General features: G+C 45.1%; 6 protein-coding genes and 1 pseudogene. 2 read left to right on the plus strand and 5 right to left on the minus strand.

Annotated features, from left to right (window positions below):
- Nucleotides 1-30: 30 nt before the first annotated feature.
- Nucleotides 31-969 (minus strand): protease modulator HflC, encoded by a 939-nt coding sequence (gene hflC, locus K0O23_RS11840; RefSeq protein ID WP_219877634.1) that lies wholly within the window; start codon nt 967-969, stop codon nt 31-33.
- A 3-nt stretch (nt 970-972) separates the two neighbouring features.
- Nucleotides 973-1,950, minus strand: coding sequence for an FtsH protease activity modulator HflK (gene hflK / locus K0O23_RS11845; RefSeq protein WP_219877635.1), 978 nt, complete (start codon nt 1,948-1,950; stop codon nt 973-975).
- A 225-nt stretch (nt 1,951-2,175) separates the two neighbouring features.
- Between hflK and K0O23_RS11850 the strand changes: the two genes are divergently transcribed.
- Nucleotides 2,176-2,379, plus strand: coding sequence for a hypothetical protein (locus K0O23_RS11850; protein ID WP_219877636.1), 204 nt, complete (start codon nt 2,176-2,178; stop codon nt 2,377-2,379).
- A 221-nt stretch (nt 2,380-2,600) separates the two neighbouring features.
- Here the strand turns inward: K0O23_RS11850 and atpC are convergent, their stop codons facing one another.
- Entirely contained in the window at nt 2,601-2,846 is a 246-nt protein-coding gene (atpC, locus tag K0O23_RS11855) for an ATP synthase F1 subunit epsilon (protein WP_219877637.1), read from the minus strand.
- A 95-nt stretch (nt 2,847-2,941) separates the two neighbouring features.
- Nucleotides 2,942-4,453 carry a F0F1 ATP synthase subunit beta gene (atpD, locus tag K0O23_RS11860; RefSeq protein WP_219877638.1) on the minus strand — a complete coding sequence of 504 codons (1,512 nt, stop codon included), beginning with the start codon at nt 4,451-4,453 and terminating at the stop codon, nt 2,942-2,944.
- 354 nt (nt 4,454-4,807) lie between these two features.
- On the opposite strand from atpD, the gene K0O23_RS11865 reads away from it, so the two are divergent.
- Nucleotides 4,808-7,327 carry a S9 family peptidase gene (locus tag K0O23_RS11865; RefSeq protein WP_219877639.1) on the plus strand — a complete coding sequence of 840 codons (2,520 nt, stop codon included), beginning with the start codon at nt 4,808-4,810 and terminating at the stop codon, nt 7,325-7,327.
- Nucleotides 7,328-7,463: 136 nt separating this feature from the next.
- On the opposite strand, the pseudogene K0O23_RS20565 reads toward K0O23_RS11865, so the two are convergent.
- A pseudogene (locus tag K0O23_RS20565) lies at nt 7,464-7,566 on the minus strand (IS982 family transposase); the annotation flags it as partial.

A 7,566-nucleotide genomic window follows, 5' to 3' on the forward strand; every position in this document is an offset into this window, starting at 1 on the left:
GGAGTTGCCATACTTTGAAGTCAAAAGACTCTAATTAGACTTTTTAAGGTATTTGTAAAGTTCAGAGTCAGAAGAAATGATCACACTTGTTTTGGTATCCACTGAGTTTTCCAAAGCCTCCATAGATCTAAGAAAACTATACAACTCTCTGGCCTGGGCATTTTTGTTATACGCCGACGCATAGATGGAGGTAGCCTGAGCATCAGCTCTACCTTGTATTACTTCTGCCTCGCGGGTAGCCTCAGACTGTATTTTGGCCAGGTCACGTTCTTTGTTACCCTGAATCTTACTAGCCTCTCCCTGCCCTTCTGATCTGAACTGGTCTGCAATACGATTCCGCTCGCTTTTCATTCTGTCGTAAACTCTGTCCCGCACCTCGTCTACATAGTTCATTCGCTTAAAGCGAAAATCCAGTATCTGCACACCCAGGTCAGATGTTCTCTCATTAGCGCGTTTAAGTATAAGTGCTTCAATTCTTGCTCTCCCCACACTTATTTTATCCAGATTCTCCAGGTCTTCCATAACCTCATCAGATATCTCGGGGTCACGGTTACTGGACCGTACAATATCAAGCAGATCGTGGCTGGCTACTGCATTTCGTGTTTCGCCATCCAGAATATCATCCAGCCTCGACTGGCCTGACCGTTCGTCACGCAAACGGATAAAGAATTGAAGCGGATTTGTGATTTGCCAGCGGGCATATGTATCTACAAAAATAAACTTTTTGTCTTTGGTAGGCACTTGGTTAGCATCTCCATCCCACTCGAGGTAGCGCTTATCAAAGAACTGCACCTTTTGTATGATAGGGATCTTATAGTGCAACCCCGGCTCTGTGCGTGTTTTACCAACTGGTTTACCAAACTGCGTTACAATAGCCTGGTGTGTTTCCTCCAGCACAAAAATACTGGAGAAGGCAAGCGTAAGTATAACAATGCCGGCTACGAGCAATAATATTCTTCTTGTATTCACGGGTTATTTCTTATCAGATTTAGACTGGTCCAGGTTTAGCAGAGGGAGCACATTGTTTCCCCTTTCATCTACTATGATCTTATTGCCGACTTTAGGCATCAGTCTTTCCATAGTTTCCAGGTAAATGCGCTTTTTGGTTACTTCAGGTGCTTTTACATATTCTTCGAAAAGGGAATTAAACCGAGCAGCCTCACCGGTTGCTACATTCACCCTTTTAAGTGAATAGGCTTCTGCCAGTTGTATGGTTTCATCGGCCTCGCCACGGGCACGCGGAATAATTCGGTTATACTCCGACTCTGCCTGGTTGATCAGCGTTTCACGTTCCTGCTGCGCCTGGTTTACAGCGTTAAAGGATGGTTTTACAGGCTCAGGCGGGTTTACATCCTGCAGCACTACCTGGTCTATCCGGATGCCGTTTTCATACTCATCGCACATACGCTGTAACAGTACCTCTACGCTAGAAGCTACTTCCTGACGGCCTACAGTTAGAACCTCGTTTACAGTACGGTCTCCTACTACTTTGCGTACAGCTGCCTCCGACATATCCCGAAGCGCTTTCTCGGCATCTCTTACCTTAAACAGGTAGTCATAGGAGTTTACGATACGGTACTGCACCACCCACTCTACATTGGCCAGGTTAAGGTCACCTGTCAGCATCAGCGACTCATCTCCGAAGTTCTCTTTTGAGTATTGTGAACTGGTACCCGCCTCAACAGTACGAAAGCCAAACTCCTGCTTAAGCTGCCGCTCTACAGGTATCTTTCTCATTTCCTCAATACCAAACGGCAGAATAAAGTTAAGTCCTGGCTGCACCGTACGGCTATACTGCCCCAGGTGTATCACTACTCCTTCTTCTTCTGGCCCTACTGTTTTTATAGATGTGAGTAAAAGTATCAGCACGAATAAACCAAGGAGTATTTTCCGGAAATGCTTTTTGAGCAGGTACATGTAGTACTGCATCTGGTAATTAGGCTCTGCCATGTGTGATGTTTTGGTATATCGTGAATTTACTATAAAATACTTAGAAGGCCTAACCGCACACGTTATAGAAAAGCTCGATGTTAATGTTAGTTTGATTAATTTGCTTGAAGCTTATTGAATAATTGTCGCTCCCAATTGCTTAAATGTTATAAATGACAGTCTATTTCGCAGGTTTAGACTCATGAATTTTAAATATCCTACACAACATCAAACCTGACTTTTGCCATGACATCTGTTACTGTATTTACCATTATTATACTTTTACCAATCGTTTTTATAGGCATTGGCTATTATTGGGATTATAAGAGAGATCGTCAATACTTTAGCCTTACATTAAAGGGTGTTAGTTTAGCCTTACTTAAATTAATAGCAGGTGCATGTTTGATTGTTGCCCTGGAAAATATACTTGACAAGTTGCTTATGCTCTAAAAACGATTAATAAAGGGCCTAGCACCGTAAATATTAATGCAGAGATACCATTGATTGAAAATGATTGATAATATCACTTTAATTATTGAGTCAGTGATACTCAGTAGTTAAAGAGTAGTAAAGCTTTATCTCAAACTATACTTTCTTAGTTATCCTAAAACGAAAATCCTCTCCTGCTTTTACAAACAGGAGAGGATTTTTTATACTTGTTATACTTGCAGTTACTCGATTACCGACTCAGCAAGTACAATGATCTTGTTGTTCAGTACTTCTACCACACCACCGTCAACGGTAAAAAATTCCTGGCTTTTGTTGGTAGTAACACGGATTCTGCCTTGTTCCAAGGTGCTGATGAGTGGCGCGTGAGAATCCAGAACCTCGAACGAACCGTTGGCTCCCGGAAACTGAGCTGATGTTACCTCACCGGCAAAAACCTTTTTATCAGGTGTGATTATTTCTAAATACATCTTTATTAGTTAAGAGTTTAGAGTTAAGAGTTAAAAGTCATCATTGGCGAAACCAACTCTTAACTTTCAACTCTTAACTTTTAACTAATTCAAACTTATTTTGCTTCAGCAAGCATTTTCTCACCTTTCGCAACAGCATCTTCAATAGTACCTACAAGGTTGAAAGCTGCTTCTGGCAGGTGGTCATACTTACCTTCCATGATCTCGTTAAAGCCTTTGATAGTGTCTTTGATATCTACAAGAACACCTTTAAGGCCTGTAAACTGCTCTGCTACGTGGAACGGCTGAGACAGGAAACGCTGCACACGGCGCGCTCTGTGTACAACCATTTTATCTTCGTCAGATAGTTCGTCCATACCAAGGATGGCGATGATATCCTGAAGTTCTTTGTAACGCTGCAGGATCTCTTTTACACGCTGCGCTGTGTTGTAGTGCTCCTCGCCTACTACATCTGGCGTAAGGATACGTGATGTAGAGTCAAGAGGGTCTACCGCAGGGTAGATACCAAGCTCAGATATCTTACGTGAAAGTACTGTAGTTGCATCCAGGTGAGCGAACGTTGTCGCTGGAGCTGGGTCAGTTAAGTCGTCGGCAGGCACGTAAACGGCCTGTACCGAAGTAATTGAACCACGCTTTGTAGACGTGATACGCTCCTGCATAGCACCCATTTCAGTTGCCAGCGTTGGCTGGTAACCTACCGCAGATGGCATACGGCCAAGAAGTGCCGATACCTCAGAACCTGCCTGCGTGAAACGGAAGATGTTATCCACGAAGAAAAGGATGTCACGACCAGCGTCGCTAGAACCTGGCTCACCATCGCGGTAGTACTCCGCCATAGTCAAACCAGAAAGCGCCACACGTGCACGCGCCCCAGGAGGCTCGTTCATCTGACCGAACACGAAGGTAGCTTTAGACTCCTTCAGTTCTTCCTGATCTACTTTAGATAGATCCCATCCACCGTGCTCAAGAGACTCTAAGAACTCTTTACCGTAACGCACGATACCAGCCTCGATCATTTCACGAAGAAGGTCATTACCCTCACGAGTACGCTCACCCACACCGGCAAATACAGAAAGACCACCGTGTGCTTTCGCGATGTTGTTGATCAGTTCCTGGATCAATACAGTTTTACCTACACCGGCACCACCGAAAAGACCAATTTTACCACCTTTTGCATAAGGCTCGATAAGGTCGATTACTTTGATACCTGTGAATAATACTTCAGAAGAAGTAGCAAGATCTTCGAAACGAGGTGCAGACCTGTGAATTGGCAGACCACCTGTGCTTACAGGCTGCGGAATACCATCAATGGCCTCGCCGATTACGTTGAAAAGGCGACCTTTGATGCCTTCGCCTGTTGGCATTTTGATAGGGCCTTCCAGGTCAACTACTTCAGCGCCACGCGTAAGACCTTCTGTAGAGTCCATCGCAATGGTACGTACACGGTCCTCGCCAAGGTGCTGCTGACACTCCAGTACTACTACCTGGCCGTTGTCTTTCGTCACTTGAAGGGCATCCAAGATATTTGGTAGCTTAGAGTTTTCACCTGCAAAGCTAACGTCCACAACCGGACCGATAACCTGGGTAATTCTGCCAATATTCGCCATCTGACTTAATTATATTGATTAACTATTGTAACGGAGTTATTTCAGGGTGCAAAACTAATGGATAAATCTCTTATATCCATACAAGATGCCAAAAAGTTTTGCCCTTGAACGCTATATGCATACCGCTTGTACCTATGCAAACAAATAAGAAGACCATTTAAGTATACTTTGTTTTAAACTTTCGCTTATTTAACCTGTCTATAGCTGGTAAGTATGGTTGTTGGCTGGCAGCTTTATGAAAAAAATGGTCATTTAGCGCTCCATTGATTCTGCCTACAACCGGGTGTGTTTTTACTAATCTTAAATAACTACATTAATCTTTAAACTAATCTTCTTTTAAACTTTTAGCCTAAAATGAAAAACCTTTACCTGCCGCTTTTGCTCCTGCTGCTTTGCTTTGGGGTTAAAGCGCAATCTCCTGCGCCGGCCAAGGGCAACTACCAGCTGGCATCGCGCTTTTCACCTAAAAAGCTGCAAAAGCTTATCTTCAGCACAAGTATAGACCCGCACTGGCTTAAACAGTCTGACAGGTTCTGGTACGAGTATGAGACCAGCAACGGCAAGAGCTGGTACATTGTAGATCCTGCTACCAAATCTAAAAAGCAGCTCTTTGATAAAGACAAGCTTGCTTCTGCCATCACCATGATTGTGCAGGACCCGTTTGATGCGCAGCACCTGCCTATCGAGAACCTGAAGTTTCTGGCAGACGAGCAGCATATACAGTTCGAGGTAAAAAGCTCTATCGACGAAGTAAAGAAAGACAGAACCGATAAATCTGCCCCGGACTCGCTTCAGAAAAAAACATTCCACTTCCGTTATAACCTGTCTACTGAGCAGTTGCAGGAGTTAAAGGATTATGAAAAACCAAAAGCCAAGGCACGCTGGGCCTCTATATCCCCAGACCAGAAAGCAGTTGTTTTTGCCCGCAAACACAACCTGTACTGGATGGATATGGCCAACTACCAGAAAGCCCTGAAAAATGACAAGGACACTACAATAGTAGAGCATCAGCTTACCAAAGATGGCATAGAGCACTACAGCTACGGCGACACCAGAGGCGAAACAAACGTAGAGCGCGAAAAGAACAAGAACACCCGTAAGCCGGCACGTATACTTTGGTCACCGGACTCCAAGTACTTTACCATTATCCGTACGGATGAGCGTAAAGTAAAAGACCTGTGGGTGATCCACAACACTGCTAAAGGCCGTCCGGAACTGGAAACTTACAAATACCAGATGCCAGGCGAGAAGGAAGCCCCAAAAAGAGACCTGATGGTGTTTGACTTTGCCAACAAATCATCAAAAAAGATAAATACAGCCGCCTTTAAAGACCAAGAGTTAGGTTTGTGGGGGGCCCCGGACCTGAAGAAGAACCGCGATGATGAGCACCGCCCTGACATCTGGCATGGCACCAACAACAAGCTATACTTTACCCGCACCAGCCGCGACCTTAAAAAGATAGACGTTTGCCAGTTGGATGTAGCTACAGGCACTGTTACACCTGTAATTAATGAGCGTTTTAACACCTATGTAGAAGTACAGCGCGTGGGCCTTGTAAATGGCGGCAAAGAACTTATACACTGGTCTGAGCGCGACGGATGGGGACACTTCTATTTATATGATGGTAACGGAAACCTGAAAAACCGCATTACAATGGGCTCTTACCACTGCGAAAGTATAGAAGGCATTGATGAGAAAAACCGCGTGCTATACTTTACAGCCAATGGCCGCGAAGCTGGCGAAGACCCATACCTGGTGCACCTGTACCGCATTAACTTCGACGGCAGCGGACTTACCCTTCTAAACAAAGGCAACTTCGACAACAACGTAAACTTAAACGATGGCAATTCATACTTTGCAAACACTGCCTCCAGAGTAAATACGACACCTACATCTGCGCTCTTCGACAACAAAGGCCGCAAAGTAATGGACCTGGAAACTGCTGACCTGAGTCGCCTGATGACAACCGGCTACAAGTTTCCGGAGCCGTTCAAGGTAAAAGCTGATGATGGTATCACCGACATTTATGGTGTAATGTATAAGCCGTTTGATTTCGACTCGACCAAGACATACCCTGTCATTGCCTATGTGTATCCTGGCCCGCAGACAGAGGCCGTTAACAAATCGTTTGGCCGCAGCATGGATCGCATTGACCGCCTGGCGCAGCTTGGCTTTGTGGTGATAACTGTGGGTAACAGAGGTGGCCACCCTGCCCGTTCTAAGTGGTACCACACCTATGGCTACGGCAACCTGCGCGACTATGGACTAGCAGACAAAAAAGCGGCCATTGAACAGTTGGCAGACCGCCATCGCTTCATAGATATAAACAAGATAGGCATTACAGGTCACTCTGGTGGTGGCTTTATGTCTACGGCAGCCATGCTGGTTTACCCTGATTTCTTTAAGGTAGCTGTGTCTGGCGCAGGTAACCACGAGAACAACATCTACAACCGCTGGTGGAGCGAGAAGCACCATGGTGTAAAAGAGCTAATCACTCCTAAAGGCGACACTACTTTTGTGTACAACATCGAAAAGAACCCGGACCTGGCAAAGAACCTGAAAGGAAACCTGCTGCTGGTAACCGGCGATGTAGATAACAACGTGCACCCAGCCAACACTATCCGTATGGCAAACGCCCTGATCAAAGCAAACAAGCGCTTCGACTTTATGTTGATGCCGGGCCAGCGCCACGGCTTCGGCGACATGACGGAGTACTTCTTCTGGCTAATGGGCGACTACTTTACCAAGCATCTTTTAGGTGACTTCTCACAACCTGTTGACATCCACGAGATAAACAGAGAGATTGAGAATGGCGGAGAGAAAAGAAGAGGAACAACAATTGCTTCAGGTGGTGGCCATATAGCAGAGGATTAACAACCACTATAAGTTGAGCCAACAAAAAACCGCAGCCAGAACTAATCTGGCTGCGGTTTTTATTTTTTACATACCCTATCAGTTACAAGCAATAACTTATACTTTGGTGAAATACTTAATTAACTCAAGTTGCGAGCTACTCAATTACTTGAGCTAGCGTGTAGGCGAAGATAAAGAGGATTAGCTTTAGGATGAATCCTTCGGCTGTGACGGCATGGATCTTCCTGGGGAAGAAGCCG

The organism is Pontibacter aydingkolensis (genome assembly GCF_019443125.1).
In the GTDB taxonomy this organism is placed as follows: Bacteria; Bacteroidota; Bacteroidia; order Cytophagales; family Hymenobacteraceae; genus Pontibacter; species Pontibacter aydingkolensis.